At 56.0% G+C, this 26,420-nt stretch carries 25 protein-coding genes; 23 read left to right on the top strand and 2 right to left on the bottom strand.

The window, feature by feature from the left end; genetic code table 11:
* Window positions 1-17 precede the first annotated feature (17 nt).
* Genes N0M98_RS05740 through N0M98_RS05725 form a run of 4 tightly spaced genes read left to right on the top strand, consistent with a single transcriptional unit; the run spans window position 18 to window position 3,856 of the window.
* Window positions 18-707: a GDSL-type esterase/lipase family protein gene (locus N0M98_RS05740; RefSeq protein ID WP_259617200.1), complete on the top strand. Its 690-nt coding sequence runs from the start codon at window positions 18-20 to the stop codon at window positions 705-707.
* A gap of 22 nt (window positions 708-729) precedes the next feature.
* On the top strand, window positions 730-2,136 hold the full coding sequence (locus N0M98_RS05735; protein WP_259617199.1) for an MBOAT family O-acyltransferase: 1,407 nt from the start codon (window positions 730-732) through the stop codon (window positions 2,134-2,136).
* Window positions 2,137-2,175: 39 nt separating this feature from the next.
* Window positions 2,176-3,318, top strand: coding sequence for a DHHW family protein (locus N0M98_RS05730; RefSeq protein ID WP_259617198.1), 1,143 nt, complete (start codon window positions 2,176-2,178; stop codon window positions 3,316-3,318).
* A 22-nt stretch (window positions 3,319-3,340) separates the two neighbouring features.
* The gene (locus tag N0M98_RS05725; protein WP_259617197.1) at window positions 3,341-3,856 is read left to right on the top strand and encodes a DUF4358 domain-containing protein; all 516 of its coding nucleotides are present in this window, start codon (window positions 3,341-3,343) and stop codon (window positions 3,854-3,856) included.
* 114 nt (window positions 3,857-3,970) lie between these two features.
* On the opposite strand, the gene N0M98_RS05720 is transcribed toward N0M98_RS05725, so the two are convergent.
* The gene (locus N0M98_RS05720) at window positions 3,971-4,114 is read right to left on the bottom strand and encodes a hypothetical protein (RefSeq protein ID WP_249860441.1); all 144 of its coding nucleotides are present in this window, start codon (window positions 4,112-4,114) and stop codon (window positions 3,971-3,973) included.
* A gap of 185 nt (window positions 4,115-4,299) precedes the next feature.
* On the opposite strand from N0M98_RS05720, the gene N0M98_RS05715 reads away from it, so the two are divergent.
* The 17 genes from N0M98_RS05715 (at window position 4,300) to N0M98_RS05635 (ending at window position 21,686) form a co-directional block, all read left to right on the top strand.
* Complete coding sequence (locus tag N0M98_RS05715; protein ID WP_259617196.1) at window positions 4,300-4,653, top strand: darcynin family protein; 354 nt, start codon at window positions 4,300-4,302, stop codon at window positions 4,651-4,653.
* Window positions 4,654-4,769: 116 nt separating this feature from the next.
* Entirely contained in the window at window positions 4,770-5,561 is a 792-nt protein-coding gene (locus tag N0M98_RS05710; protein ID WP_259617195.1) for a TrmB family transcriptional regulator, read from the top strand.
* A 231-nt stretch (window positions 5,562-5,792) separates the two neighbouring features.
* Complete coding sequence (locus N0M98_RS05705) at window positions 5,793-6,506, top strand: glycerophosphodiester phosphodiesterase (protein ID WP_249860444.1); 714 nt, start codon at window positions 5,793-5,795, stop codon at window positions 6,504-6,506.
* Between the two features lie 291 nt (window positions 6,507-6,797).
* Window positions 6,798-7,364: a nitroreductase family protein gene (locus N0M98_RS05700; protein WP_249860445.1), complete on the top strand. Its 567-nt coding sequence runs from the start codon at window positions 6,798-6,800 to the stop codon at window positions 7,362-7,364.
* A gap of 14 nt (window positions 7,365-7,378) precedes the next feature.
* Complete coding sequence (locus tag N0M98_RS05695; RefSeq protein ID WP_259617194.1) at window positions 7,379-8,332, top strand: ABC transporter permease; 954 nt, start codon at window positions 7,379-7,381, stop codon at window positions 8,330-8,332.
* Window positions 8,322-9,269 (top strand): iron chelate uptake ABC transporter family permease subunit, encoded by a 948-nt coding sequence (locus N0M98_RS05690; protein WP_259617193.1) that lies wholly within the window; start codon window positions 8,322-8,324, stop codon window positions 9,267-9,269. The genes N0M98_RS05695 and N0M98_RS05690 overlap by 11 nt, the downstream gene beginning before the upstream one ends.
* Window positions 9,266-10,024 (top strand): iron ABC transporter ATP-binding protein, encoded by a 759-nt coding sequence (locus N0M98_RS05685; RefSeq protein ID WP_249860448.1) that lies wholly within the window; start codon window positions 9,266-9,268, stop codon window positions 10,022-10,024. Before N0M98_RS05690 ends, N0M98_RS05685 begins: the two co-directional genes overlap by 4 nt.
* Before the next feature lie 48 nt (window positions 10,025-10,072).
* Window positions 10,073-11,065, top strand: coding sequence for a siderophore ABC transporter substrate-binding protein (locus N0M98_RS05680; protein WP_249860449.1), 993 nt, complete (start codon window positions 10,073-10,075; stop codon window positions 11,063-11,065).
* A 288-nt stretch (window positions 11,066-11,353) separates the two neighbouring features.
* Complete coding sequence (locus tag N0M98_RS05675; RefSeq protein WP_249860450.1) at window positions 11,354-11,845, top strand: hypothetical protein; 492 nt, start codon at window positions 11,354-11,356, stop codon at window positions 11,843-11,845.
* Window positions 11,835-13,559, top strand: a complete 1,725-nt coding sequence (locus N0M98_RS05670) for a hypothetical protein (protein ID WP_249860451.1) — start codon at window positions 11,835-11,837, stop codon at window positions 13,557-13,559. The genes N0M98_RS05675 and N0M98_RS05670 overlap by 11 nt, the downstream gene beginning before the upstream one ends.
* Before the next feature lie 18 nt (window positions 13,560-13,577).
* A complete protein-coding gene (locus tag N0M98_RS05665; RefSeq protein ID WP_249860452.1) occupies window positions 13,578-13,775 on the top strand; it encodes a hypothetical protein in 198 nt (65 codons plus the stop codon).
* Window positions 13,772-14,317: a hypothetical protein gene (locus N0M98_RS05660; protein ID WP_249860453.1), complete on the top strand. Its 546-nt coding sequence runs from the start codon at window positions 13,772-13,774 to the stop codon at window positions 14,315-14,317. The genes N0M98_RS05665 and N0M98_RS05660 overlap by 4 nt, the downstream gene beginning before the upstream one ends.
* 1 nt (window position 14,318) lies before the next feature.
* Entirely contained in the window at window positions 14,319-15,881 is a 1,563-nt protein-coding gene (locus tag N0M98_RS05655) for an AAA family ATPase (RefSeq protein WP_249860454.1), read from the top strand.
* 393 nt (window positions 15,882-16,274) lie between these two features.
* Window positions 16,275-17,198: a bile acid:sodium symporter family protein gene (locus N0M98_RS05650; RefSeq protein WP_249860455.1), complete on the top strand. Its 924-nt coding sequence runs from the start codon at window positions 16,275-16,277 to the stop codon at window positions 17,196-17,198.
* 548 nt (window positions 17,199-17,746) lie between these two features.
* Entirely contained in the window at window positions 17,747-18,637 is an 891-nt protein-coding gene (locus tag N0M98_RS05645) for a LysR family transcriptional regulator (RefSeq protein ID WP_259617192.1), read from the top strand.
* A gap of 429 nt (window positions 18,638-19,066) precedes the next feature.
* The gene (locus N0M98_RS05640) at window positions 19,067-20,275 is read left to right on the top strand and encodes a M20 family metallopeptidase (RefSeq protein ID WP_249860457.1); all 1,209 of its coding nucleotides are present in this window, start codon (window positions 19,067-19,069) and stop codon (window positions 20,273-20,275) included.
* Window positions 20,268-21,686 (top strand): YfcC family protein, encoded by a 1,419-nt coding sequence (locus N0M98_RS05635; protein ID WP_249860458.1) that lies wholly within the window; start codon window positions 20,268-20,270, stop codon window positions 21,684-21,686. Before N0M98_RS05640 ends, N0M98_RS05635 begins: the two co-directional genes overlap by 8 nt.
* A 115-nt stretch (window positions 21,687-21,801) precedes the next feature.
* Here N0M98_RS05635 and N0M98_RS05630 read toward each other — a convergent pair whose 3' ends face one another.
* Window positions 21,802-22,488, bottom strand: coding sequence for a cell wall hydrolase (locus N0M98_RS05630; protein WP_375295446.1), 687 nt, complete (start codon window positions 22,486-22,488; stop codon window positions 21,802-21,804).
* 245 nt (window positions 22,489-22,733) lie between these two features.
* Here N0M98_RS05630 and N0M98_RS05625 point away from each other — a divergent pair, with 245 nt between their 5' ends.
* Window positions 22,734-24,461, top strand: a complete 1,728-nt coding sequence (locus N0M98_RS05625) for an ABC transporter ATP-binding protein (RefSeq protein WP_259617191.1) — start codon at window positions 22,734-22,736, stop codon at window positions 24,459-24,461.
* Window positions 24,458-26,365, top strand: coding sequence for an ABC transporter ATP-binding protein (locus tag N0M98_RS05620; protein WP_259617190.1), 1,908 nt, complete (start codon window positions 24,458-24,460; stop codon window positions 26,363-26,365). The genes N0M98_RS05625 and N0M98_RS05620 overlap by 4 nt, the downstream gene beginning before the upstream one ends.
* The last annotated feature ends 55 nt before the right edge of the window (window positions 26,366-26,420 follow it).

The raw sequence follows: 26,420 nt of genomic DNA, 5'->3' as shown, positions 1-26,420 counted from the left end.
AGAAAGGAAGATTCGAAATGATCAAACGTATGACGGCCCTAGTATTGGCAGGCAGCCTGGCTTTATCGCTGGCCGCCTGCGGCCAAAAGGAGCCTGCTGCGGCAGCGAACGGACAAGCCTCGACATCCGCTGCTTCCGGGGAAGGCGCCGGCGCAGCGGCCGCGGCGGATAAGCCGAAGTATGCGGCTCTTTTCAGCCAAAGCGTATTTTTGGGAGATTCCATCACCGAGGGCTTGTCTTACCATGAGCTTCTGGATGAAGCCAATGTCCAAGCGGGCGCGGGGAAAACGGCGGAATTCGCCCTGGCCTCGAACGATGTGGAGGAGCTGGCGGCGAGGAAGCCGCAGCATGTGTTCATTCAACTGGGCTCGGACGATATCTTGTGGCCTACGGACGATCCGAAGGCGTACTCGCTTAAGTTCTACGGCCAGTTGATCGACCAAATCAGGAGCAAGCTTCCGGATGCGCAGATCACGATCCTCACCGTCACTCCGGTCACGGCGGAAGCGGAGAAGGAGGAACCCCGGTACCGCAATATCGCCGACTATAACGGGGGATTGAAGGAGCTGGCCGCGAAGAAGCAGACGGCGTTCACCGATTTATCCCCGATCTTCGCGGGGCATCCGAATCTGCACGATGCGGACGGCATTCATTTCAACGCGGAATATTACTCGCTGCTGCTGGATTTCCTGAAGGATCAGGTCTGATCCCGGGGAGGTAGGCGTTAGCGTGGTATTCAGCAGTCTCATCTTTTTGTTCCTGTTTCTGCCGCTGGCGCTCGGCTTGTATTATTCGGTTCCGCACGGCTGGCGCAATATGATGCTGCTGGCGGCGAGCCTGGTGTTTTATGCCTGGGGCGAGCCCGTGTATGTGTTCCTGATGATCTTCTCGACTGTATTCGACTATGCCAACGGCCTGTTGATCGATAAATTCAGAGAACGCGCAGCGGCGGCGCGGTTGATCTTTATCGGCTCCATCGCCGTCAATATCGGGGTGCTCTGCTTTTTCAAATACGCCGGCTTTCTGGCCGAAAATCTTCATCGGCTGACAGGCTTATCGCTGCAGGTGTCCGACCTTCCGCTTCCGGTAGGCATTTCCTTTTACACGTTTCAAACGATGTCTTATGTGATCGACGTGTACCGGAACCAGGTGCCCGTACAGCGAAACCTTATTTCCTTCGGCGCTTACGTCGCGATGTTCCCGCAGCTTGTGGCCGGCCCGATTGTCAAATACGGGGATATCGCCGGGCAGCTGGGCATGCGGAAGATCACCTTGGCGCGCTTCGGCGAAGGAGCCGAGCTGTTCATCCGGGGATTGGCCAAGAAGGTGCTGCTCGCCAATAACATCGGGCTATTGTGGGCGGAAGTGAAGGCGACGCCTGCGGAGGACCTTAGCGCACTGTCCGCTTGGCTTGGCATCATCGCCTTTACGTTTCAGATTTATTTTGACTTCAGCGGATATTCGGATATGGCGCGGGGACTCGGGCGAATGTTCGGGTTCGAATTCCCCCTTAACTTCCATTATCCCTATACGGCCCGGAGCATTACGGAATTTTGGCGGCGCTGGCACATCTCGCTCGGCTCCTGGTTCCGGGAATATGTATATATTCCGCTCGGGGGCAACCGCACGGGGCCGTGGAAGCGGCTGCGCAACCTGCTTGTCGTTTGGCTGCTGACGGGACTATGGCACGGCGCGAGCTGGAATTTTGTCTTATGGGGGCTGTACTTCGGCGTTTTCATTGCGCTGGAGAAGCGGCTTCTGCTGCCTTGGCTCGCCGGCAAGCCGAGAGCGGTAAGCCATGTTTACACGATGCTGGTCGTCATCATTGGATGGGTATGGTTCGAATTCGGGCATCTGACCGCCGCAGGCGGCTTCCTGGCCGCGATGTTCGGCTTGGGCGGGCACGGCTGGGCCGACCGTCAGTCCTGGTACGACCTTTCGATGTATGGAATGCTGTTTCTTATCCTGGCGCTGTGCGCAACGCCGCTTCCCGGGCAGGCGCTGCTGCGGCTCCGAGGGAAGCTCGGCCGTATCGGCGCCGCGGCGGTTCCGCTTCTGTACGGAGGCTGCCTGTTTGTATCGACGGCTTATTTGGTCAACGCGACGTACAATCCGTTTCTTTATTTCCGGTTTTGACGAACGGGCGGATTGGAAAAAGAAGGGGGGACCGGATTTATGGGCAGGCAAGACGAGCCTTATTATCGGAGAATCGCCTGGATTATGCTGTTGTTTCTCGGCGCGTTGTTCCTTCTGAGCCGTGCCGTACCCGCCAAGACGTTCTCCGAATCGGAGAACCGGATGTTGGCGCAGCTTCCGGCGTTTTCGCTCGACTCCCTTGTCCGCGGACGGTTCACGTCCGGTTATGAAGCGTATTTGGCCGATCAATTCACGGCGAGGGATATGTGGATCGGCGTGAAATCCGATGTCGACAGGCTGCTGGGGAAAAAGGAAAATGGCGGCGTTTATCTGGGCAAAGACGGCTATTTGATTCAAAAGTTCAGCGAGCCGAAGGACGAGGAGGTGCAGAAGCGAATCGGGGCGATCCGGGCGTTCGGACAGGCGACGCCGAATGTGCGCAAGTTCGTCATGCTGGTGCCGACCGCCGCGGAGCTGCTGCGAGACAAGCTTCCCCGCTTTGCTCCTGCGAGCGACGAGCGGAAGGTTATGGAGCAGGTGAAGCGTTCGCTGGGGGAGTCGGCGGCCTGGGTCAACGTCTATGACGCATTGGATTCCCGGAAGGATGAGCCCTTATTTTATAAAACAGACCATCACTGGACGACCCGGGCGGCGTATTACGGGTACCGCGAATTGGGCCGGGCGATGGGATTCGCCGCGAAGGCGGAGCAGGACTACAGCGTACAGGAAGCGACCGGCGCCTTCTATGGCTCGCTTTATTCCAGGAGCGGATTTCGGCATCTGCAGCCCGACCGCATAGAGATCTATATGCCGAAGGAGGCGGAGCACGTCCAGGTGGAGTATGCGGAGGAGGGGCTGAGCGCGGACTCCTATTACGAGCCCGGCAATCTCGGGAAGAAGGATAAGTACGCGGTGTTTCTGAACGGCAATCATCCGTGGGTCCGTATCCGGACGGGCTTTGCGGGGGGCCGGCTGCTTATCGTGAAGGATTCGTACGCGAACTGTCTGATTCCGTTTTTAACGGAGCATTTCAGCGAAATCGACGTCATCGATCCGAGGTACTATTCCGATTCCATCGTACGGTTCACGAAGGAGCATGCGATCAGCGACATGCTGCTGCTGTACAATGCGAATACGTTTTTTGAAGATGCGTCGGTCGTACGCTTGGGCGATGAGGAATAAACGGGAAGGGAGGAAATGCGTGATGATTCGGTATCACAGCTTCATGCTCTGCTTGATGCGGCATATGAAAACGGCCGTCGTGCTCTGCGCATTATGGGCAGCCGCGGCGGTATGGCTAACGGCCTGCACTAACGAGGATCAGGCTGGCGACAAGCTCTCGGCGGCGGATGTCAGCGCGGCAATCCGGCAGGCCGTGAAGCTGGATGAACTGAGGGAAGGAGATCTCGCCAAGCTGAACAAGCTGTATCATCTGGATGCCGGGGACGTCGACAGCTTCATGCTGCTCACGTCTTTGTCCAACGTGCGGGCCGATGAGGTAGCGGTGATCAAGGTGAAGGACCCGGCCCGGATCGAGGCCGTAAAGGCTGCGGCGGCCCGGCGAATCGAGGAGCAGATTCCGAAGTTCAGAGACTATGTTCCGGAGCAGTACCAACTGTTGGAGCGGCATGTGATCGCAGAGAAAGGCCGCTTCCTGCTTCTGGCGGTATCCGGGGAAGCGGACGAGATCGAAAGGGCGTTCTTCGAAGCGCTGAAATAGCGGCAACATTCACGGAGATGGAGTCTCATCCCCGTCATTTCTCACCTTAGATAGTGTGGGTGTACACTCGGTGGAGAAGGACCTGGGGCGAAGCCGCAGGTCCTTCTCAGCGCTTTAGCCGTAGAATGGACGTTCGTTTCCGAGCAAATAGTTAATGATGAAATAGACCAGCGGGCAAAGAATAATGACGCTGAACAGCGTAATGATAAATCCGAGACCGTTAAAAGAGTTTTGCGTCGTGTTTTTTGCGGTTTCCATGGCAAATCCCCCATTTCACTGAATTGCTTTCTTTAAGAATCATTATAGGAGGGGCGGTTATAAAAGTATGTGATGAAAATCACAACCGCGAAATGTAATCCCGGCTTGCGGATATTGTTTTTTTACGGCCTGTGCATTATAGTAGTACCATAAAATACTACTAATAGGTCGAAGGCGGTGTTGTGATGAACCATTGTTTTGTTGTAATGTTAGAGGTGGATGCCGCTTGGCTCGCGCTGTCCAGAGAGAAGCGCAGAGAATATGCAGCCGAACTGTATGAGATCATCGGGCGGTATGCCGATCATGTGAGGGTGAAATATTTTGACGCCGACGCCTTCAGCGGCCGATGCAGCGATTTCGTCCTCTGCGAGACGGGCGACACGGCGGCTTATCATAGAATGTGGGAAGGACTGAAGGATTCGGCGGCATTCAGCAGAGGGTACTACCGGATTAAGGATGTGCTGTACGGCATTCAAAATGCGTATCAGGATTATGAAACGCAGGTTCTCGGCATGGAGCCGGAAGCTTATACGACTTGAAGCGGGCGGCTGCCGAAACCGTACTGTTAGGTTTCGGCCGGTCCTTCTGGCATTAACGAGCGTCTAATATGAGAACGGGTTAAGCAGTTACCCTGGAAAGAGGAAGAGGCAGCAAGATGGAGGGCATCCTACAACAGCATCTCAAACATCTCGGGTTCACGGAGCTGGAAGCCAAATGCTTATTCGTGCTCTCGGACTCCGGCACGCTGACGGGCTACGAGATCGCCAAGCGTCTCGGCGTCTCGCGCTCCAACGTCTACGCGGCGCTGCAGAAGCTCGCGGAGCAAGGGGTCGTGCTCGCCAGCAAGGGCGAGCCGACGCACTACCACTGCGTGCCGATCGACGAGATCGGCAATAAGATCGAGGCGGATCTGCAGGCGTCGATCCGCTATGTGAAGGCGCATATGCCGAAGCAGGAGACGGAGCGCACCGAGTACTTCAGCCTGGAGGGCGACGCCAAGGTGCTCGAGCGCTTGCGATGCGAGCTGAAGCTGGTGAAGCGCGAGGCGCTCTGCGACCTGTGGTCGGAAGAAGCGGAGCTTCTGCGGGGCGAATTGCAGTACGCCCATGACCAGGGCGTGCGCATCCTCGTCTCGGCGGTCGGCGGGGCCGATCTGCCCGAAGGCATGCTCTCCTTCCCGCATGAGCGCGAGGAGGCGTGGCAGGAGCGCAGCGGCCGCAAGTTCGCGCTGCTGCTCGACCGCAAGCTGGCCATCGTCGGCACGCGCGGCGGCGGGCAGCCGGCCAAGGCGATGCTGACCGAGCATCCGGCGATGGTGGAGCTATTGCTCAACAACTTTTTTCACGATGTCGTCATGCATGAGCTGCAGCGGGATATGGGGGATGAGTTGGCCCGCAGGTACGGCCAAGGCTTTAGCAAGATCGTGCGCAAGTATACGCAAGATTGAGGAACGGGCGCATCATCGCGGCGGCTGCTGCCGATGGTGCGCTTAGCCGCTTTCACGAGACTAAAACCGGCACCTTGCAGGGCGGTTCTATCCAAGCGCATGCCTCGGCAAAAAAAGCGATTGTCAGTGCGGGAAGCGTATAGTATAATTTGTTTTTGATTAAAGAGTAAGCGCTTACCCGAATCGTTTGTTTGCATCCGCCAAACCAAATTTACGCCGGAGGGATTGCTAGTGCAGAAGTTTCCTTGGATTGCCGCGCATACGGGCTGCGACGGAACGCCCGACAATACGATAGAGTCGTTTATGGAAGGAATCCGGCTGGGAGCGGATATCGTCGAGATCGATATCCGAATCGCCCGCGACGGGACGCTCGTCCTGCTCCATGACGATCATCCCAGTCTGCACGAGTGCACGTATGAGCAGCTGAACGACGCGAAGGTGAGGCGCGGGATCAGCCCGGCGTATGAAGCGCGCGACATCGTCAGGCTCGGCGATCTGCTGCCGCTTGCCCGCGAGCGGCAAATTCAGCTGAATCTGGATATCAAGACGCCCGCGGCGATCGAGGCTGTAATCCGGACCGTACGGCAGCAGGGGATGACGGATCAAGTGTTTATAACGGGCTGCAGCGAGGGGATCACGGAGCGTCACCCGGATATCCGGGTCGTTCTCAATACCCCGACGAGGCTGACGGCGGAGCATTACATGCTGTTTGCCAAGCGCGTATGCAAGGCAGGGACGGAGGGCCGCTGCTACGGACTGAATATGAAGTATGAAACTTGCCGCCGGGAGCTGGTCGAGCTGGCGCATGAGCGGGGGCTGGCCGTATGGGTGTATACGCTGAAGGAGCGGGAGGATATGCTGCGGTTGATTCATGCGGGGGTCGACGCGATAACGGCCAAGGAAGTGGCCCGGCTCGGCGGGCTTAAACGGGAGCTGGGGCAGTGAAACCGATAGCAAGATGTTTTCGATGGCGCAGCAGGCGTTGTTATGCGAATGGAAACCTCTATCGACCGCAGGACACGATTAAATCACCGCGCGTTGAAACAGGAGAGAGCCTTGAGACAAGGCTCTCTTTTTTACGCATTTTTTCCTCGAATCAAGAAAAGTCCAACCCCAAAAACGAATTGTCCATTCCAGTGCGAAGCAATTCGTGTAAAATATTGTGAAGGTGATAATGATTATCACTTTCGCTTGAGTCATGTTCATGCACGTTGTTGAGAGACAGGGGGGAACGTTATGGAATTGGCCCGGTTAATAAAAGAAAGACGCTCCGTACATCAATTCGAGGACCGTCCCGTCGCTATCGAGCTGATCAAGGAGCTGCTGGATACGGCGGTATGGGTGCCCAATCATAAAATGACCCAGCCATGGCGCTTCGTCATTGTCCAAGGCGAAGGCCGCCGGAGACTGGCGGATGTGGCCCGCGCCGGAGCGGAGAAGCGGGAGAAAGACCCGGCGAAGAGCCGGGAGCTGGGACAAAAGTTTCACGACCGGTTTATGTCCGTTCCGCTGTTCGTCGCCGCCATCATGACAGAGAATACGCATCCCGTCGTGCGGGAAGAAGACTACGCTTCGATGAGCTGCATTATTCACAACTTCAGCCTGCTGGCGTGGGAGCGCGAGCTCGGGCTCGTCTGGGAGACGTATCCGCTGCTGCATGTGCCGGAATTCCGCGAAGCGCTCGGCGTCCGGCCCGGCGAGAAAATAATCGGCAGCCTGCATGTCGGCTATCCGTCCAAGGTGCCTCCGGCCCAGCCGAGAATACCGGCGGAACAACTGATTACGGTGATCGATGAGGCTTAGGTGGGATTGTTCCGATGAAGCTTAAAGTGATGATTCCGCTGCTGCTCCTTCTGTCGATCCTGTCCGTCTTCGTAGGGGTCAAGGAGATTAAGCCGTGGGAAGTGTTCCAGCTGACCGAGGATCAGCTGCATGTGCTTGTCATTAGCCGCGTGCCGCGCCTGATCAGCATTTTGATTGCCGGCGTCAGCATGGGCGTCGTCGGGCTGATTATGCAGCAGCTGAGCCGCAACAAATTCGTGTCGCCGACGACAGGCGGTACCGACGATTCGGCCCGGCTCGGCATACTGGTGTCGCTGTTGCTGTTCAACTCGGCCACCTCGATGCAAAAGATGCTCGTAGCCTTCGTCTTCGCTTTGCTGGGAACGTTCGTTTTTATGAAAATACTGGACAAAGTGAAATACAAGGATGCGATATTCATCCCGCTCGTCGGGCTGATGTTCGGTAACATTATTACTTCGTTTTCTACGTTTTTTGCCTATAAATACGATTTGATTCAGAACCTTTCCTCTTGGCTTCAGGGGAATTTCGCGCTGACGATGAAGGGCCGGTACGAGCTGCTCTATATCAGCATCCCGGTCGTAATTATCGCCTATTTGTACGCCAACCGGTTTACGATTGCCGGCATGGGCGAAGAGTTCTCCATCAATTTGGGGCTCAATTATAAGCAGGTGGTTAACCTGGGGCTTGTCATCGTGGCGCTCGTCTCCTCGGTCGTGATGCTGACGGTAGGCACCATTCCGTTCCTCGGGCTGATCATTCCGAACATCGTCACCATCTATCAGGGCGACAACCTGAAGAAAAATTTGCCCCACACCGCCGTACTGGGCGCGCTGTTCGTTCTGGTATGCGACATCTTGGGCAGGGTTATCATTTATCCGTTCGAGATTCCAATCGGCCTGACGGTCGGAGTGCTGGGAAGCGCAATTTTTCTTTATTTACTGTTGAGGAGAAAGGCATATGACTTATAAGGCAAAGCTCGGCATTTTATCCGTACTCGCGCTTGCGGCCATTGCGGTGTTTATGTTCATCCAGATCGGGGACAACTGGAGCTACGTGCTGGAGCGAAGAGGCTGGAAAGTCGCCTCCATGGTGCTCACCGGCGCCTGCATCGCCTTCTCGACGGTCATCTTCCAGACGATAACGAACAACCGTATCCTGACGCCGAACATTATCGGACTGGATTCCATGTATATGCTCGCGCAAACCGCGGTCGTCTACTTTTTCGGGTCCACTACGAAGCTGCTGGTTGACAACAATCTGAACTTCGCCATGACCTTGGTGCTAATGATGCTGTTCGCCGGGCTGTTATACAAGCTGATGTTCAAGCGGGAAGGCAGCAACATTTATTTCCTGTTATTGATCGGGATTGTGCTGGGGACGCTGCTCGGCAGCTTGACGACCTTTATGCAGGTGCTGATCGATCCCAATGAATTTTTGGTGCTGCAGGGTAAAATGTTCGCCAGCTACAACAAAGTGCAGGGGCAGCTGATTACGATCTGCCTCATCGTCGCGGTGCTCGTCACCTTGTATTATTCCCGGTTCGCCAAGCATATGGATGTCATCTCGCTGGGTAAGGATCACGCGACCAATCTGGGCGTCGATTACCATTACGTCGTCAAGCGGCTCTTGATTATCATCGCTGCGCTGATTTCCGTAGCTACCGCCTTGGTAGGGCCGATTACGTTCCTGGGCCTGCTGGTCGCTAACGTGACCTACCAGTTCATGAAAACGTACCGGCACGCGCTGCTAATCCCGGCCTCGATCTTGATCAGTATCGTGGCGCTGGTCGGCGGACAGCTCATTGTGGAAAGAGTGTTCACATTCACCACGACGCTAGCCGTTGTCGTCAATCTCGTCGGCGGCGTGTACTTTCTATATCTTCTGCTGAGGGAGAACAAATCATGATCGAAGTAAGGCAGCTAACCAAACAATACGGCGGAAAACAAGTCGTCGACAACGTCTCTATCCGTATCGGCAAGGGGCGGATCACCTCGTTCATCGGTCCTAACGGAGCCGGCAAAAGCACGCTGCTCTCCATGATCAGCCGCCTGACTTCGAAGGACGCCGGCGAGGTGCTGATCGAAGGCAAAGAAATCAGCCAATACAAGAGCACGGAGCTGGCCAAGTTAATTTCGATTCTGAAGCAGTCGAATCATATTCAAGTCCGTCTTACTGTGCGCGAGCTGGTCTCGTTCGGGCGGTTTCCCTATTCGCAGGGCAAGCTGACGCCGGAGGATTGGAAGCATGTCGACGAGGCGATCGCTTATATGGAGCTTCAGGATATGCAGCACAAATATTTGGATCAGCTGAGCGGCGGCCAAAATCAGCGGGCGTACATAGCGATGGTCATCGCGCAGAACACCGAATATATCTTGCTAGACGAGCCGCTCAACAATCTGGATATGCGGCATTCCGTTCAGATCATGAAGGTGCTGCGGCGGCTGGTCGACGAGCTCGGCAAGACGGTCGTGATCGTCATTCACGATATCAATTTCGCTTCCTGCTATTCCGACTACATTGTAGCGCTGAAGAACGGGGCCGTCGTCAAAGAAGGCGCCACCGGGCACATCATCGATTCGGCGGTTTTGAAGGAAGTATACGATATGGAGATTCCGATCGAAACGATCAACGGCAACAAGATCGGCGTGTACTTTACCTAGGAATGCTTAAGTTGTATTTCAACAAAAATAAAAGGTGGTTGAGAAAAAATGAAAAGAAGATTGCCCGTACTGATCCTTATCCTTTGCCTGGCTGTGTTTGCGGCGGCCTGCGGAACCAGCGGTTCCAATCCATCGAACGGAGCGGCTCCGGCATCGTCGACCGACTCCGGTTCTGCTGCCACGACTCCGGCGGTTTCTGACGAGCTTACGCTCAAGCATCAGCTGGGCGAAACCAAAGTGAAGAAAAACCCTAAGAAAGTCATTGCTTTCGACTACGGCGCGCTTGACACCCTGGACAAACTGGGTATCGAAGTAACCGGCGTCGCACAGAAGAACCTGCCTCCGTATCTGGCCAAATACAAAGACAGCAAGTACCAAAACATCGGCACGCTTCAGGAGCCGGACTATGAGAAAATCAGCTCGATCAAACCGGATCTGATCCTGATCTCCGGCAGACAACAAACGGCTTATCCTGAGCTGAGCAAGCTGGCTCCGACGATCTATGTCGGCGTAGACAACAAAAACTTCATGGAATCGTTCAAAACGAATATGAAAATGATCGGTCAAATTTTCAGCAAAGAATCCGAAGTCGACGCGGAAGTAGCCAAGATCGAGAAACAGATTAATGATGTCAAAACGAAAGCGGCATCCGTCAACAAAAACGCTTTGATTATTTTGGCTAACGAAGGCGCGATCAGCGCATACGGCCCGGGCTCCCGGTTCGGTCTGATTCACGATGTGCTCGGCGTGCCGGCTGTAGAGAAAAACCTGGAAGTATCCACTCACGGTCAAAGCATCTCCTTCGAATTCATCGCCGAGAAAAATCCGGATTACTTGTTCGTCGTAGACCGCGGTGCAGCTGTAGGCGGGACTGCTCAGACAGGCGCCAAATCGCTGGTTGAAAACGAGCTGGTGAAGAAAACGAAAGCATTCACTAACAACAATATCGTCTATTTGGATCAAAACTACTGGTATTTGTCCGGCGGCGGACTGGAATCCGTAGCGGAGATGGTCGGCGAGATTGCCAAAGATTATAAATAAAGACGCTGTTTGAGGCCCGCCCCGGGAATAACCCGGGGCGGGTTTTTGCTGCCCGAAAGCTATTAAGCTGTTCATGAATCTATCCGTGGTCTCATACGATGATAGCGAAGAATTCTCATTTGGAAGCCCCGTTTTTTTGTGGAAATAGAAGGAACCGTATCAAGAAATGTCGAATATGAGAAGTTGACATTGAAATCTAATTTTGGCAGCCGCGCCCCAATTTAACGGACATCAAGCCTCCGGGCGGAACGCTGCCTCATTTCCATTCGATAAGGAGGGGATTGCCGCTTGCGCAGACCTATTCTAAACCAACAACCGAAGGTTGACTTGAAACTGAACGCGGAGACGGTGTCGCGGACTACGGTGGAGCTCAACGGCTTGGCGCTGGAAAAACGGCTCAAACAGCAACGTTCGCAGGCTTATATCGAAGCGATGACCCGTCTGGATGCGGCCGGAGCCGTCTGCGACCGCTCCAAGGTTCAGGAGCTGATTCAGTCGATTCAGAATGAATTCGGCGAGCTGAAGCCGCATCAGTTTCTTATCGGCATTGTAGCCAAATGTTATTTAGGTGCCCCGTATGAGGTGCATACGTTAGATATGAGGCAGGAGATCGTGCAGCATTATAAAGCGGGTCAGCCTTTGCCGTCCGGCATGGAGCGGGCGCGCGGGCTGGCGATGCATCCGAGCTATTCGTTCGTAGAAGTATATTCGGATTCCATTTGCGCCGTTGCGGCGAAAGGTTATGTCGCATTTACAAGGGGGGGCGGAAATGTCCAGTGAACGGGTTATCGACAGGGCCGATCTGCGGGCTATCGAGAGCAATCTCAGTAATCTGCGGGGAGAGATTCAATATGTCTCCAATCAGGTGCAATCGGTAGGGGAATATGTAGAGAACGTCGGCCAGGAAGTGCAGAAGGCGCAGGCGAGAATCGATGCGCTTGCCCGGGATTTTCACGAATTCGTCCAGCGCGACCAAATGGCCAAAAATTTGCAGCTGGCCGAAACCCGGCTGGTGAAGGTGCGCCAGGAGCTGGAGACGAATTTCGGCCATTACGGCGAAGTGCGCAGGCGCGTCACCGGTATATTGCAGGCGGTCGACGTGCGGCTGGTCAAGAAGGAGACGATCGAGAACACGACGGAGGAGCATATGCTGGCGGCGCCGCGGTACTGGCTCGCGCCGTGTCTGATCGCGCTGGCGGCCTGGCTGAACGATAACAAGGAGCTGGCCGAGCGGGCGATGATGGAAGCGCTGCGCCGCGATGACGAGAAGACGTCGCTGTTCTTCGCGCTGGTAACGCGCAGAGGCTCAAGGTACAAGGCGAGCCGGGAATGGCTCGACCGCTACTTCGCGCTGCAAAATCCGCATGAGCTGGAGCGGGAGATCATTATCCTGATCGACGGGTTTACGAACGGCATATTCGGGCCGGAAGCGCGGACCAAATGCGCCAAGCATGTCGAAGCCTGGATCGAGGAGCTGGCGCAAAAGGTAGGCTTCGTCGAAGAACAGCAGCGGCGATGGAAGGAAGCTCTGCTGTCCAAAGTGCAGAAGCTGGATGGGACCGCTTATCCGTATTTGCGGCAGTACAGCGGCACATGGTCCGATCTGGAGCAGTCGCTTCAGGGAGCCAAGCTGCATGACATCATTCATGATTATTTCCACAATATATTCAATAAAGAGATCGTTCCCGCCAAGAGCATTGCCGTCGCCGTTGACGCGATGCTCGATACGCTCGTTTCCAAATTCGACGACGAGGAATTGCCGCTTCGCCGGGAAGAGCGGCTGAACTCGCTGATTGTGGAGGAGAACGGCGATCGCGGCGCGGCCCAGCACCGCTTCGACTCCGAGAAGACGCTGGAGGAGCGGGTCGATTTCACGCAGCTGCTGACGAATTTCGCCATGCATCCGGAGACGTCCTACGCTTCTTTGGCTACACAGAAGTTTTCGATTGCGCTGTCGAAGGAATGGATTCGCCAGGCTCATGACGATCTGACCTTGGACAATCGCGCGGCGGTTCCCCGGGATATCGAGATGAGCATCGAGCACTGGTCGGGAACGACGCAGGACGGAACCAACGAGCATGAGCTGATCGAATCGCTCACCCGGCACATTCACGACCGCAGAGACGCCGAGCTGGATGAGATGCGGCTCGGGCTGAAGCATTGGCTCGGCCTCATCGCCGGGGTCCTCTTCCTGCTAATGAGCATCACTACGCCGTTCCTGCTCGTGCTCGGAGCTCTCGGCGTCATTTATTTCTTCTGGTCGCGGCTCAATCTGGCCAAGGCGAAGCTGCGGGTAACCGAAGATTACGAGAAGCTGCTGCAAAGCTGCAAAGATATTTTGCGGGCGGTGCTGTCGGATGTGGTGGACTGGCGTCAGGAGTATGCCCGGGAAGACGGCAAGGCGGGGAGGGTTACGGAGTTCCTCGACAGCGTCGCTGCCGAGCGCTATACGTTCTCGAGCTTTGACAGCGCCCGAAGCATCATTTCATCGTAAGCAAAGGAGAGGGAGACCATGAACGGAGAAACGGAATCGAAGCCGATGCTCGTGCAGCGCGGCAAAGGCCCGCAGCCAGCGAAGCAAGGGGAAGAGACAATGCAGCCGGAAGGCGTGCAGAAGGTCAACACCAACGATGCCTTAGCCAGCCAATTTCCGGAGTGGGATTTAAAACCGCCCGCTCAGCTGATTCGAAGGAGGAGTACCAGACGATGAGCGGGTTTCCGGCGACTTATGCCGATTGGGTGCGCTGCTTTGACGCCCTGCAGGAGGGCGGGCAAGACGACGAGGTACTGCTGAGCATGGAACGGGGCGCGATTGAATGGACGGGCGGTGTCGCCGATAAGATAACCCGGAGAATGTACGAGGTGCTGGAGCTTCGGCTGCAGCAGGTTTCCCGGCAGATGACCGCGGAGCTGTCGCGCGCCCGTGCAGCGGATACCGATGTCGTTACGGCGCTCTTGAACGCACGGAGACGATTCGCCGTCGTGAAGCGGTTCGCTTCTATAGCTGCCTTCCCGGAGCCGGTGCGAAAGACGATGACCGATATCGTGGCTGCGTATGTGCGCGACACTCAGTCTTCGCTGGAGGACAGCGCCAAGAACGACCGTACCGGCCAGCTGCGCATGGTGATCAAGAACAATTCCTTGCTTCGCTACGAGGAGCTGCAGGTGAAGCATGACGGAGTGCTTCCGTCCTCCCCGGCAGCGCAGCCGGCGGCAGGACCCAATTCACGAAAAAGAAGGGTTATATTGTAATATGAACGATTTTAAACGGTGTTTGGAAACGTTGGAACGTTACTTGAAGGCGCGCATTCCGTTCATTTCGATCCGCACTTCGGAGCGGGCCCGCGCGCTGGACGCGCTAGGGCAAATCGCGCATAAGCTGAACATCCCGATTTTCTACCATACGATTTCTCAGGGAACGCGCGACATCGGCTCGAACCGGCTAGCGAACGACGACCGCTCGGTGATCGGGGGACTGGATTTTGCCAGTCAAAAAATCGGGCAGCAGCAGAACTTGTCGTTTATTTTCACGGAGGTTCAGGATATTGAGGACGATACGCCTACGGCAAGGCAATTTCAGGATGTCGTCATGCTGTCTACGGAGACCGGCGGCAGCATTATCGCCATCACCAACAAGCCGGTCTGGGGTCCGCTGCAGAGGCACGGGATGTCGATTACGCTAGATCCGCCCAATGAAGACGAGATGCTGGAGATTATCCAGAGCCAGCTGGAGCCGTATCGCGGAGAAATTCCGATCGAGTGGGGACCGGAGGAAGAGAAGCAGGCCGCTGCCATTCTGGCCGGGATTAGCCAGATCGAGGGCGAGAATGTGATCGCCACGCTGCTTGCCAACGGCTCCATCTCCAACGAGGACTTGAAGGAGCTGACCTATGCGAAGGATCGGATCTTCGCCGATATCTCGGGAATCGAGCGCGTCCAGGTAAGGGAGGATTACCAGATCGGCGGACTGGAAGGGCTGAAGCTCTGGCTGGACGCCAATGAGAAGCTGCTGACCGCCGATTTGCGCGATCGCGGTATTCGCCCTCCGCGCGGTATTCTGCTCGTCGGCGTGCCGGGCTGCGGGAAATCGCTGTCGGCCAAGGCGATTGCCGCCGCGTGGAAGCTGCCGCTATATCGCCTGGATCTATCTACGATCCAGGGACAGTATTTGGGCCAGAGCGAGGCGCGGCTCAAAGAGGCTCTGTCCACGGCCGATCATGTCGCTCCTTGCGTGCTATGGATCGACGAGATCGAGAAAGGCTTGGCCGGCGCGCTCGGCAGCGGAGACGGAGGAACGTCGACGCGAATGGTCGGCCAGTTCCTGTTCTGGCTGCAGGAGAGCTTGGCGCGGGTATTCGTGGTGGCTACGGCCAACGATGTATCCAAGCTGCCACCCGAGCTGCTGCGCCGCGGACGCTTCGACGAGCTGTTCTTCGTCGATCTGCCGACGCCGAAGGAGCGGGAGGAGATCATCCGCATCTATGTGAAGAAAGGGCTCAAGCAGGAGCTGAGTCCTTCCTTGATGGAACGGTTGGTCCGCCTATCCGAAGGCTTTGCCGGGGCGGATCTGGAGGCGGCGGTTCGCGACGTCGTCAAGCAAGCGGTAGTGCGCGGGGACGACTCGATCACCGATGAAACGTATCTTCGTTTCTTTGAGAATGTGGTTCCTCTCTCGCAGACGAGTCCCGAACAAATCGACCAGATTCGCGCCTGGGGACGCGAGCGAGCGGTGCCGGCGGGCAAGTCGTTCGAGGAAGCGTCCGCCGTCATCGATGCCAGCCCGCGCAAGAAAGGCTTCCGCAACGTATTGGTATAATCGAATCGCACATTCGTCCCTCGGGCAGGCAGTGATCAAAGCCCGGGGGTTTTTCTTTTGAGCGACCGTTTATTTGTTTCTTGTGCCGTTCTTCGGGGCTATGTCCGGCTGACTCCTGCTGGGCAAGCCTATCGCCGGGTACGTATGGTGCGCGGCGGTGTGCATCGGCTGCAGCATTTATTTGGTAAATCCGCAGCGCCTGAAGCTTCCTCCGCCCAAGCATGATGCGGAGTAAAAATGCCAAAAAGTGCGAATGATGATAATAATGCGATCATGTTTCGGGAAAACGGCTTCTGACGGGCGTTAATCGGCCTTAATCCGATCTGGCGGGATCGGGCAAGCTTGTAGTAAGATGAGTCTCATCATTAAAAAGGCAAGTAGGAGAGAACGTCAATGAACACAATTGAAAAAATCAGCAAGTTCGTCGGAGGCACTTTTTCCGTCTGGGTCATCCTGTTCGCTTGTCTCGGATTTTTCGCGCCGCAAGCGTTCGTCGGCATGAAGGGAGACATTTCCCTGCTGCTCGGCATCGTAATGTTCGGCATGGGGCTCACGCTGTCTTCGGCCGATTTCCGCGAAGTATTCCGCCGGCCGGGCGAGGTGGCGATCGGCGTCGTAGGCCATTTCCTGATCATGCCGACGCTGGCCTTCGTATTGGCCTATGCGCTCAAGCTGCCGCCCGATATCGCCGTCGGCGTCATCTTGGTCGGCTGCTGTCCCAGCGGCACGGCGTCGAACGTCATGACCTTCCTCGCCAAGGGCGACGTCGCTTTAGGCGTGTCGATCGCCTCGGTATCGACCTTGATTGCGCCGTTCGCCACGCCTGCGATCATCTCGCTGCTGGCGCACAAATGGATGAATATCGACGCCAAGTCGCTGTTTATGGACATCATTCAGGTCGTGATCGTTCCGATTGTACTGGGCGTCATTGTCAAAGCGCTGTTCCGCAAGCCTGCGGAAGCGAGCGTCAAGGCGCTCCCGCTCGTATCGACGATCGCTATCGTACTGATCGTAGCCATTGTGGTAGCGGTTAACAAAGGGAAGATTATTGAGACGGGACCGCTTATTTTTGCCGTCGTCATCTTGCATAACCTGCTCGGCTTTGGCCTTGGCTATTGGTTTGCCAAGCTGTTCGGCCTCAATCTGGCGAAGCGCAAAGCCATTACCCTCGAAACCGGCATGCAGAACTCGGGCCTCGGCGCGGCATTGGCTGCGGCGCATTTTAATCCGATTGCCGCGGTTCCAAGCGCGATCTTCAGCGTCTGGCACAATATTTCGGGCTCGGTGCTGGCCACCTGGTTTTCCAAAAGAGAATAGCGCCCCCCTTGGGCTGCTGGGAGTATGCGCCGCTGACACGTTGTCGGCGGCGTATTTGTTGTTGGCGGACACGCTGACAAGGACAACGGTCGCCGATGATACGCGGGGAGCGAGGCGGTGAAGAAGCTGCTGTCGTTCGGGAAAAACGCAGTGCTTCTTCGGCATGTTAAATAAAATGTCATAAAACATAACAATTTAAAATAAAATAGAGAATTTGTGTAATATATATTGACGTTACAATTACATTTGGTTTAAAGTTAATAAAAATTATAGTCTTGCCGATGCTCGGATTTTGATATATTTAAAGAGTGTGTCTCCTGCGTCGGCCATCGCCTGGACGAGAATGGCCCGAAGCTTGGAGCTGACAAAGACTTACGGCATTTCGCAATATTTCGGATTTGTATTCAATTACTGTGTTTCTGCCGGGCCTGGCTTTCGAGCTTCCCGTCGTCGTCATGTTTTTGAGGAAATTGGGGAAAATATTGAATCCTGGACGGCTGCATGCGATGCGCCGTTACGCCGCCTATGCAGGGAGAAGGGGTGGATCGATGAATGAGAAAGACTGCATTATGCTGCAATATGTCGCCGAGGAGCAGAGCTTAACGAAGGCCGCCGAGCGGCTCTACATTACCCAGCCGGCCCTGACCTATCGCCTTCATCAGATGGAGAAGGAATTCGGGGTTCCGATTATCGTGAAAAACGCTAAAGGCACCAGGCTGACGCCGGAGGGCGAATATTTGGCGCAGTACTCGAAGAAAATGCTGGACGAACTCGGCAGAATGAAAGAATATATCGCCAATATGCGCAATGAAGTCAAAGGAAATCTGAGAATCGGCGTGGCCAGCTACTTCGGCTTGTATAAGCTTCCGCCGCTGCTGAAGCAGTTTCGCGACATGTACTCGGAGGTGCAGATGAACGTTACCTGCGGGCTGAGCACGGAGATAATCGAGCTGCTGATCCGCGAAGAAATTCAAGTCGGTGTGGTTCGCGGGGAGTATCCGTGGTTTGAAGGCAAGCATCTGCTGCACGATGAGCATATTTGCCTTGTCTCGCAAAAGGAACTGGCGATGGAGGAGCTGCCTTCTCTGCCGCAAATATGCTACAAACAGCCCCGGTTTTACGCGGGCAGCTACGCTCCGCTGCCGTTCGGCGAAACGGTGAGCGCCTGGTGGCATGAGCGATTCCATGAGCCGCCGCTGGTCACGATGCAGGTGGACAGCTACGAGACGTGCAAGGAAATGGTCAAGCACGGGCTCGGTTATACGATTATCCCCGGCATATTCGTATCGCCGGAGGATCGGCTGCATAAGGTGGAGCTGTTCCGTAAAAACGGCCAGCCGATGAAACGCCATACCTGGATGCTCTATAAGGAGCATTCGCTTCAATTGGCGACTGTGGACCGATTCGTCTCGTTTATGAAGGAACAGCATAGACAATAAGGCTGCGCAATGCTCTTCAGGAGTGTTGCGCTTTTTTTGCGTTACAGCGCGCGCTTATGGGAATGCTGCGGCCTAACGGTCGGATCATAGGCGATCCGCGTGGTGTGCTGTGCATAAATATTCCGTCCCGCTGTGTCTTTGTCGGCAGCGGAGACGGCGACGAGGGTCTCGGTCTCTACGATATGACGAACGCCGAGTGGCCTTGCATTTTACCGGTATATAATTGTAATATGCGGATTTGTAACGGTTTTTCCAATCGTTGGTCATAAAATAATTTTAAGTTCAGAGCAAAAAACTATTCATTTTACTTATCCCCGAGGGCGTCTTACAATAATGCAATAAAGATGCATAAATATTCGGTCGGCTCGCATTCGGTTCGGGATGATGTCCTGGCCGAAGCGTACTTTTTATGGACAGGTGGGGATTGTATTGCATAAGAACGACGGGAACGATCCAAAGCGGCGGCTTGAGCAAGCCGTCGACGCGCGCGACAAGCAGCTTCGCGACATCTCGATGCGCATTCACAGCCATCCGGAGCTGAGCTTCCATGAGCATCAAGCGCAGCAGTGGCTGACGGAACCGCTGGAAGAAGCGGGCTTTATTGTAGAAAAAGGGATCGCGGGGCTGGAGACTTCCTTCCGTGCGACATGGCAGGGGGCTCCCGGGGGCCCGAAGATCGCATTGCTGGCGGAATACGACGCGCTTCCGGCCATCGGCCATGCGTGCGGTCATAATTTGATCGGCACGGCCTCGGTTGGAGCGGCGCTGGCGCTCAAGGACGCGAATCCCGAGCTTCCGGGCACCGTCGTCGTGCTGGGCACGCCTGCGGAAGAAGAGGGCGGCGGCAAAATTATTATGTGCAACGAAGGTGTGTTCGATGACATCGATGCCGTCATGATGGTGCATCCTCAGAACAAGACGATGGTGCTGCGCGGCGCGCTCGCCTGTGTCGATGCGACCTTTACGTTTCACGGGAGACAGGCGCACGCTTCGTCGTCTCCGGAGAAGGGAATCAGCGCGCTGGATGCGATGATTAACGCCTTTGTGGCGATCAACTCGATTCGCCAGTTTGTCAAGGAGGATGTGCGCATCCACGGGATCATCACCAAAGGCGGGGACGCCCCCAATGTCGTCCCTGAGCTGTGCGAAGCGGTCTTTATTCTGCGCGCGGCCGATGTGAGCGAGCTGGAAACCGTGCGGGAGAAAGTATACCGCGCTGTCCGCCATGCGGCGGAAGGAGTGGGGGCGACCGTCGATATTGCCGAAGGGCTTATCTATGCGGAGCGAAACAACAATAAGGCGCTGGCCGCTTTATTCCGGAGCAATCTCGAACGGATGGGGATTGAAGTTGTCGAGCCTCCGGCCAAGGGCGGGATCGGCTCCTCCGATATCGGCAACGTCGGACAGGTTACGGCGACGATTCATCCGTATATCCGGATCGGCGACGCGACGACGCATACGCCGGAATTTTGCCGGCTCGCCGGGTCGGAGGAAGGGATGACTGAACTGAACCAGGCGGCCAAAGCGCTGGCGATGACGGTCTACGATCTGTGTGCGGACGCGGAAGCGCTAAAAGGCGTACGCAGCGAGTTTGAGCAGTGGAAACAACAGCGGAATGGAGGACAACATCATGGCTAATGGACAAGCTGCGCAGGCCGGACCGCGCAAATGGCTGAAGATGCCGCACACGTTCGTTATATTGGTTATTCTTATTTTTGTGGCGGCCGCGCTGACGTACGCGATTCCGGCGGGCAAGTTCGACCGGATTAAAGACCAAGCGACAGGCAAATCGCTGCTTGTCACTGGGTCTTACCATCATGTCGAAGCCAGCCCGATCGGGCTCACGGACATTCCGAAGTCGATCGTTCACGGCTTGATCGATTCGGCCGATGTCGTCTTCTTCATCTTCATTATCGGCGGCGCGTTCCAGATCATCTCCTCGACCGGAACGATCGAGGCCGTTACGGGCAGGGTAGCCAAAGCTTTTGCCAATAAGGGAATGTGGGTCATCCCGGTGTTCCTCACCTTATTCTCGGTCGGCGGCTTCACGATGGGGATGTCGACGGAGGTCATGGTCTTCGTGCCGATCGGCATAGCGATTGCCCGGGCGCTCGGCTACGACGCCTTGACGGGGACGGCGATGATCTCGCTCGGGGCGTCCTGCGGCTTCACCGCGGGTATCCTGAATCCGTTTAATGTCGGGCTGGCTCAAGCGATCGCTCAAGTTCCGATGTTTTCGGGCATGTGGCTGCGCATTATTTTGCTGATTTGTCTGATTGCGGTAACGAGCTTCTATATTATGCGCTATGCCGTCAAAGTCAAGAAGGACCCGTCTAAAGGGCTCGTGCAGGACCTGGAGGCGCAGGCCGACGGCGTCAAAGTCGACTTCTCGCAGCTGCCTTCGATGCAGTTGAAGCACTATTTGACCATCATCACTGTCGTATGCGGATTCGCTTTGCTCATTTGGGGCGTGTCCAAAAAAGGCTGGTGGATGGAGGAACTGGCCGCCTTGTTCCTGACGATGGGGGTCGTCTCCGGCTTCTGCTCGGGCTACGGCCCGAGCCGTGTCGCCAAGGAATTCGTGAAGGGTGCGAGCGCCATCACGTACGGCGCGTTCATTATCGGTATCGCCAGAGCGATTATGGTTGTGCTGGAGCACGGCAATATCATCGATTCGATCGTGTACAGTCTGTCCATTCTGGTGGGCGAGCTGCCGAGCTCAGTGCAGGTGCTCGGAATGTATCTTTTCCAAAATGTGATGAACGTCTTCATCACGTCCGGTACGGGCATGGCCGTTACGACGATGCCGATTATGGTGCCGCTGTCGGATTTGCTCGGCGTGACGAGACAAACCTCGGTGCTGGCGTTTCAGTTGGGCGACGGCTTCACCAATATGATTTTGCCGACGTCGTCGGCGCTTATGGGCAGTCTCGCGGTTTCCGGAATCGCTTATCAGAAGTGGGTCCGGTTCTTTTGGCCGCTGATGGCGACATGGATTGTGATCGGCGCAATTTTCATCGTCGTGGCCGATATTATCAAGTACAGTTGATTGCATGGTAAAAACAACAAAGGCATCCTCCGCGGTTTCCCCGGCGCAGGATGCCTTCTTGGCGTTGTTTCGCAACGCTTGCGTTGTGAATATAGAAAAGCTTATGCCACCTGAATTATTTAGCGAAAATATGATTGCCGATTTGGACTGTTTGCGGTCTCGACCAAATCCATTTGCTCGTAGCCGTCTTCGGATTGAAGTAGTAGAGCGCGTCGCCGGTCGGGTCCCAGCCGCGCACGGCGTCCTGAGCGGCCCAATAAGCGGTGCTGTCGGGCGTCAGGTTATATTGCCCGTCGGCTACCGCCGTAAAGGCTCCAGGCTGGAATACGATGTCCTCGATGGAGTCCCCGTACAGACCGGACTGCAGCCGATTCATCACGACGGCTCCTACGGCGACTTGACCTTCATAGGACTCGCCGCGGGCTTCGCTGTATATGACTTTGGCCAGAATGTCCAGCTCATGCTGGTTCAACGAATATTTTTTGAGCGCCGTCCATGTTTGGGCGCCGACTTTGCCGTCCGCGGTCAGACCGTAGTTAGCCTGAAACCGGCTGACCGCCGCTGTCGTGTTGGCGCCGTACAGGCCGTCGAGCGGCATTTGGTAAAAGCCCGCCAGCCTCAGACGAAACTGCAAATCCCATACGTCGCCGTTCGCGCTTCCTTGCTGAAGTGCCGGAGCCGCAGCGGCTTGTGCGGCAGGATGATTTCCATTTATAAGGATGAGACTGAATAGGATTAAGAAGGTGGCTGTTTTCCAAAATGCAGATTTCACAATGCATCTCCCCTTTCGGGTACTGATTATAGAGGGAGTACGAAACATGTGGCAACCAGTATATATTGGAATATATCAAAAAATCCTTACGCCGCGCCGCTTTATCCAAGCTTTTTGCTGGGGATGAGAAAACGGTCCGAAGCGGCTTTTTTTCCATCATTATGCAGCGTACGCGTCGCCGCCCGGCTGGTTCGTTTTTGCATAATGCAGGAATCATAGGAGAACGCTACAGAAAAGCGGATCGTTCCTATGATGTTGAAGGAGTTGATATTCCCATGGCCAAGATGATGGCATTCCTTAAGCCGTATAAGTGGTTCATCACCGGCGTATTGATTCTTATTTTCCTGCAATCGTTATCCGATTTGTATCTTCCGACGCTGATGGCGGACATCGTAAACAGGGGGATTGTCGAAGGCGATATTCCTTACATATTCCGGATCGGCGCTTTCATGCTGGTCGTCGCCGCGGCCGGCGCCGTCTGTTCCGTGGCGGCGAGCTACATGTCGTCCCGAATTGCCGCCGGTTTCGGCCGGGCGGTTCGCAGCCGGGTGTTCTCTCATGTGGAAAATTTCTCGCTGCAGGAATTCGACAAGATCGGCACGGCCTCGCTGATTACGAGAACGACCAACGACATTACCCAGGTGCAGCAAGTGCTTACGCTGATGCTGCGGCTGATGATCAGCGCCCCGATGATGTGCATCGGCGGCATTATTATGGCCGTGTCCAAGGATGCCCGGCTGTCGCTCGTGCTCGTCGTCGTCATCCCCGTCCTGGCGCTGGCCATATGGCTTATTGCGAGCAGAGGCATGCCGCTGTTCAAAGCGCTGCAGAAAAAGCTGGATCACTTGAATCTCGTGCTTCGGGAGGGGCTGACCGGCATTCGGGTCATTCGCTCGTTCAATCGCACGGAGCACGAGGGGCGCCGGTTTCAGGAGGCGAACCGCAGCTTGACCGACACGGCGACCAAGGTGAACCGGATTATGGCGGCGATGATGCCGGTCATGATGCTGGTGATGAACTTTTCGTCGATGGCGATCATTTGGTTCGGCAGCATCCGAATCAGCCGCGGCCATATGCAGGTCGGCGATCTGATGGCGTTTTTGCAATATGCGATGCAGATTATGTTCTCGCTAATTATGGTATCGATGATGTTCGTGATGATTCCGAGGGCTTCGGTATCGGCGGGGCGGATTAACGAGGTGCTGGATATGACGGCCGACATGAAGGACCCGGACCTGGAGCGGCCGACCGGCACGAGAAAAGGCTATATTGAATTCGACGACGTGTCGTTCAGTTATCCCGGAGCGGAGGAACCGGCCTTATCGGGCATTTCGTTCAGCGCCGCGCCGGGCGAAGTGACGGCGATTATCGGCGGCACCGGTTCGGGCAAGTCGACGCTGATCAGCCTGATCCCGCGGTTTTACGATGTCGAGGGCGGCAGCATTCGCATCGACGGAGTCGACGTGCGGGAGATGAAGCAGGAGACGCTGCGGGCCAAGATCGGGTATGTGCCGCAGAAGGCGGTGCTGTTCTCCGGCACGATCGCCGAGAACATCCGGTACGGCAAGGAGGACGCCACGGATGAAGAAATGCGGCATGCGGCGGCGATCGCGCAAGCCGACGGTTTCATTGCGGCGATGCCGAACGGATACGAATCGGTTATCGCCCAGGGCGGAACGAATGTGTCCGGAGGGCAGAAGCAGAGGCTGTCGATTGCCAGGGCGCTGGTGCGAAGACCGGAGATTTATGTGTTCGACGACAGCTTCTCGGCTCTCGATTTCAAGACCGACGCCAAGCTGAGAGCAGCCTTGCGAGGCGAGACCGCAGACGCTACCGTGATCATCGTAGCCCAGCGGGTCACCACGGTTATCGACGCGGACCGGATCATCGTATTGGATGAAGGCCGGATAGCCGGGATCGGCAGCCATCGCGAGCTGATGGATTCCTGTGAAGTGTACCGTGAGATTGTCGCTTCGCAGCTTTCGGAGGATGAGATAGCATGAGCGAACAGCGTAAAGGAGCGCCGGGGCCTGGGGGCTTCGGCGGCGGCAGGCCGGGAGGCGGTCCTGGAGGAGGACCCGGAGGACCGCGGATGGGGATGCCCGTGCAGAAGGCCAAAGATTTCAAAGGAACGCTGAGGAGGCTTGCCGGTTTTTTGAAGCCGCATCGCTATGCGCTTTTGACCGTGCTGCTGGCGGCTGTGCTGAGCACTTTATTCGGCATCGTCAGCCCGAAGATTATGGGGAAGGCGACGACCAAAATTTTCGAAGGCGTGATGCAAAAAATAAAGGGAGTGCCGGGGGCTGAGGTTGACTTCGGCTATGTCGCGGACATCCTTCTCCTCTTGGCCGTGCTGTACGTGCTGAGCGCGGCGTTCAGCTATGTGCAGCAGTACGTGATGGCAGGGGTAGCCCAGAAGACGGTGTACGGCTTAAGGCAGCGGGTGAACGAGAAGCTGGCGCGCCTGCCGCTGTCGTTTTTCGACTCGCGCACGCACGGCGAAATATTAAGCCGGGCCGTCAACGACGTCGACAACATCAGCAGCACGCTGCAGCAGAGCTTGACGCAGCTGATTACGTCGGTCGTGACGCTGGTCGGCGTCATCGTCATGATGCTCACGATCAGCGGCTGGATGACGCTCATCGTATTTCTGACGCTGCCGCTCAGCTTTCTGGTGACGAAGGCGGTCGCTTCGCGGTCGCAGGCTTTTTTTGCCGGTCAACAAAAAGCGCTTGGCGAACTGAACGGGCATGTCGAGGAAATGTATACCGGGCACCGCATAGTCAAGGCGTTCGGGCATGAAGCCAAATCGGTCGCCGCGTTCGACGACATTAACGAGAGGCTGTATCGATCGGGCTGGAAGGCGCAGTTTATCTCGGGCATTATTATGCCGCTGATGAGCTTCGTCAGCAATATCGGTTATGTGCTGGTCAGCGTCGTCGGCGGTATTCTCGTAACGCGCCGGGCCATCGAAATCGGCGATATTCAGGCATTTATCCAATATACGCGGCAGTTCTCCCAACCGATTACCCAGCTGGCGAATATCGCCAACATTATTCAATCGACGATCGCCTCGGCGGAGCGGGTGTTCGAGCTGCTGGACGAGCCGGAGGAGGTGCCGGAGACGGCGCAGCCCGTCATGCCGGAGCGGGTCAACGGCGAGGTGCACTTCCGCGACGTGACGTTCGGTTACGGAGAGGGGGCCGTTCTGATCCGGAATATGAACATCGACGTGAAGGCGGGGCAGACGATAGCCATCGTCGGACCGACCGGTGCGGGCAAGACGACGCTGATCAATCTGCTGATGCGGTTCTATGAGCTTAAGGGAGGCCGAATTACGATTGACGGCACAGATATTACCGAGATGAAGCGGGGGCATCTGCGCAGCCTGTTCGGTATGGTGCTGCAGGACACGTGGCTGTTCAATGGAACGATCCGCGACAATATCGGTTACGGGCGCGAGGGGGCGACCGAGGAGGAGATTGTGCAGGCGGCCAGGGCGGCCCATGCCGATCATTTCATCCGCACGCTGCCGGAAGGCTACGATACCGTGCTCAATGAAGAAGCCTCGAATATTTCACAAGGGCAAAAACAGCTGCTCACCATCGCCCGCGCTATATTGGCCGATCCGGCGATCCTTATTCTCGACGAGGCGACCAGCAGCGTCGACACGCGTACGGAAATATTCATTCAGCGGGCGATGAACGAGCTGATGAAAGGCCGCACCAGCTTCGTTATCGCGCACAGGCTGTCCACGATCCGCGATGCCGACTTGATTCTCGTTATGGATAAAGGCGCGGTGATCGAACAGGGGAATCATGAAGAGCTGCTCGCCAAAGGCGGGTTTTATGCCGATCTGTATAACAGCCAGTTTACCGGCAGAAGCGCGCGGACGGATATGGGTTGAAGCTTGGGTGGGGCGAAAGGGAGTCTTCCTTGAAAGTCGACATTCGCAAGGCGCA

Origin of the sequence: Paenibacillus doosanensis (assembly GCF_025060755.1) — a bacterium.
GTDB lineage: Bacteria > Bacillota > Bacilli > Paenibacillales > NBRC-103111 > Paenibacillus_S > Paenibacillus_S doosanensis.
The sequence above is the reverse complement of the archived record's forward strand: the minus strand, read 5'-3'. Positions and strand labels throughout refer to the sequence as shown.